Consider the following 1,957-nt stretch of genomic DNA (forward strand, 5'->3'; position numbering starts at 1 on the left):
GCGCTGCCGCCCGGCGGGGTCCCGGTGCCGCAGGAGTGGCGGCCGCCCCGTCAGCGTGCTCCACAGCCCGAACCGGTCCGGGGGCGCCCGGAACCGGAGCCGTACGGGCGGCGGCACCAGGCCGAGGAGCCCGGCTACGACCGGCAGGGCTACGAACCCGACCGGGGTCGCTGGCGCTGACCGGTCGCCGGCCTACTTGTCGATGTCGCCGACCACGAAGAACATCGAGCCGAGAATGGCGATCAGGTCCGGCACCAGGCAGCCCGGCAGCAGCGTGGCGAGTGCCTGCACGTTCGCGTACGACGCGGTGCGCAACTTGAGCCGCCACGGCGTCTTCTCACCCCGCGACACCAGGTAGTAACCGTTGATGCCGAGCGGGTTCTCCGTCCAGGCATAGGTGTGACCCTCGGGCGCCTTGAGCACCTTCGGCAGCCGGGTGTTGATCGGCCCGGTGAGCCGGTCCACCCGGTCGAGGCACTGTTCGGCCAGGTCCAACGAGGCGTACACCTGGTCGAGGAGGACCTCGAAGCGGGCGTGGCAGTCGCCGGTGGTGCGGGTGACCACCGGCACGTCGAGCTGGTCGTAGGCGAGGTACGGCTCGTCGCGGCGTAGGTCCAGGTCCAGCCCGGAGGCCCGGGCGACCGGCCCGGAGGCGCCGAACGCGGCGGCGTCGGCGGCGGAGAGCACCCCCACCCCGACGGTCCGGGCCAGGAAGATGTCGTTGCGCCGGATCAGATTGTCCAGGTCGGGCATTCGACGGCGTACCTCGCCGACGGCGGCGCGGGCCCGCCCGGTCCAACCGGACGGCACCTCCTCCTTCAGGCCGCCCACCCGGTTGAACATGTAGTGGATCCGCCCGCCGGAGACCTCCTCCATCACCGTCTGGAGCGTCTCCCGTTCCCGGAAGGCATAGAACATCGGCGTGATCGCGCCGATCTCCAGCGGGTACGAGCCGAGGAACATCAGGTGGTTGAGCACCCGGTTCAGCTCGGCCAGCGCCATCCGCAGCCAGGTGGCCCGCTCCGGCACCTCCATACCCATCAGCCGTTCGACCGCGAGCACCACGCCCAACTCGTTGGCGAAGGCGGAGAGCCAGTCGTGCCGGTTGGCCAGCACTATGATCTGCCGGTAGTCGCGTACCTCGAACAGCTTCTCCGCGCCCCGGTGCATGTAGCCCACGATGGGCTCGGCGGCGATCACCCGTTCGCCGTCGAGGACGAGCTTGAGCCGCAGCACACCGTGGGTGGAGGGGTGCTGCGGCCCGATGTTGAGCACCATGTCCGTGCCGAGCTGCTCCCCACCGGTGCCCGCCACCAGCCCGGCACCGGTGCCGACGGTCAGCTCGTGCAGGTCGCCCGTGGTCATGCCCGCCATCGTGCCATGAACGTCAGGACCACAGTGGCAGCCGGTCCACGGCCAGCCCGACCGGCTGCCAGAGCCACAGATGCCCGCCGAGCCCGGCCGGATCGGTCAGTTCGGCCGCCGCCGTCGCCTCGGCCAGCGCCCGCACGTACCCGGCCGGATCCTGGTAGGCCAGGCTCAACGGTGGTCGCCCGCCGTCGGCCCCGAGCGCCCGCAGCCCCTCCCGCTGAGTCCCCAGGGAGTACGCACACCGCGCGACCCGCTCACCGGCAGAGGCGACCGAGTCCATGGCGACGTGCGCCGTCACGTCACACGACCCGTCCGGCACCGGTGGCACCTGTCGCCCACCTCGGTACCCGGTCAACGACCCCTCGAAGGGCCGGCTCGTACGCAGGTGCCCGTAGTCCACCGCGACGGCCAGCCCACGCTCGACGTGGCCTACCGCAGCGGCCCACGCCTCGTCCCGGCTCCGCCCGATCTCGGCGCGCTCGACGGCCTGGCCGCGGTTGGTGGGGGTGCCGTCCGTGGGGGTGCGGTCCGTGGGGGTTTCCGGGCAGCCCGACCGGCTCCGGGCGGTCAGGCTTGATCCCTGCGC

General features: G+C 72.0%; 2 protein-coding genes and 1 pseudogene. 1 reads left to right on the forward strand and 2 read right to left on the reverse strand.

Going from position 1 to position 1,957, the window contains the following annotated elements; translation table 11 throughout:
• Nucleotides 1-180, forward strand: a pseudogene (locus tag EYA84_RS32815) (hypothetical protein); the annotation flags it as partial.
• A 12-nt stretch (nt 181-192) separates the two neighbouring features.
• Here EYA84_RS32815 and EYA84_RS31225 read toward each other — a convergent pair.
• Both EYA84_RS31225 and EYA84_RS31230 read right to left on the reverse strand, forming a co-directional pair.
• The gene (locus EYA84_RS31225; RefSeq protein ID WP_201272541.1) at nt 193-1,374 is read right to left on the reverse strand and encodes an NADH-quinone oxidoreductase subunit D; all 1,182 of its coding nucleotides are present in this window, start codon (nt 1,372-1,374) and stop codon (nt 193-195) included.
• 13 nt (nt 1,375-1,387) lie between these two features.
• The coding region (locus EYA84_RS31230; protein WP_201272542.1) for an SAM-dependent methyltransferase at nt 1,388-1,957 on the reverse strand (570 nt) is incomplete at its 5' end.

It is taken from the genome of Verrucosispora sp. SN26_14.1, from assembly GCF_004307965.1.
Lineage (GTDB): Bacteria > Actinomycetota > Actinomycetes > Mycobacteriales > Micromonosporaceae > Micromonospora.